This is a genomic window from Umezawaea beigongshangensis, assembly GCF_016464305.1.
Lineage (GTDB): Bacteria > Actinomycetota > Actinomycetes > Mycobacteriales > Pseudonocardiaceae > Umezawaea_A > Umezawaea_A beigongshangensis.
Map to the genome: position 1 here is coordinate 1 of NZ_JAEIOJ010000040.1, position 886 is coordinate 886.

The 886-nt window shown below is 67.9% G+C and carries 1 protein-coding gene; it reads left to right on the top strand.

The annotated features are described in order from the left end of the window. Positions 1-67: 67 nt before the first annotated feature. Positions 68-876, top strand: a protein-coding gene (locus IMZ35_RS30240; RefSeq protein ID WP_199444627.1) for an IS5 family transposase whose coding sequence is annotated in 2 segments (ribosomal slippage) — positions 68-407 and positions 407-876 — 810 coding nt in all. Because the reading frame shifts where the segments join, the coding sequence is not laid out codon by codon here. The last annotated feature ends 10 nt before the right edge of the window (positions 877-886 follow it).

An 886-nucleotide genomic window follows, 5' to 3' on the forward strand; every position in this document is an offset into this window, starting at 1 on the left:
ACAGCTGGTTTCAGAATGACTCGATCGGCAGATGCGGGATCAGTTGCTGCAGGTGCAGGGTGGGATGATGGTCGAGGAGTTGGTTCCTGACGATCTGTGGCGGAGGGTGGAGCCGCTACTGCCCGCTCGCGCACCCAGGCGGTATCGGCATCCGGGGCGGTTGCCGGTGGATGACCGGGCGGCGCTGGCGGGGATCGTGTTCGTGCTCAAGACGGGCATCACGTGGCGGGAGTTGCCGCGGTCGGTGTGCGGGTGCTCGGGGGTGACGTGCTGGCGGCGGTTGCGGGACTGGACCGAGGCCGGTGTGTGGCCGGCGCTGCACGAGACGCTGCTGGACCAGTTGCGGGCGCTGAAGAAGCTGGAGCTGGACGTCGCTGTCGCCGACGCCTCGCACGTGCGGGCGCTCAAAGGGGGGACGCGACGGGCCCCTCGCCCGTCGATCGGGGTCGGCCGGGTTCCAAGCACCACCTGATCACCGACGGGACAGGTGTCCCGCTCGCGGTCCTCCTGACCAGCGGCAACCGCCACGACAGCACCCAACTGCTTCCCCTGGTGCGCGCGATGCCGAAGATCCGCGGCACTCGCGGCAGGCCACGTCAACGGCCTCGCCGGCTCTACGCCGACCGGGGCTATGACTACGACGTGCACCGCAGATCCCTGCGCACGCTGGGCATCACCCCACGCATCGCCCGCCGCGGCACCCCGCACGGCTCCGGACTGGGCAAGGTCCGCTGGGTCGTGGAGCGCACCTTTTCCTGGCTACACCAGTACAAGCGACTGCGGATCCGCTGGGAACGCAGAGCCGACATCCACCTCGGACTGATGCAACTGGCCTGCGTACTGATCTGCTACCGCAAGCTAGCAACCTCATTATGAAACGAGCTGT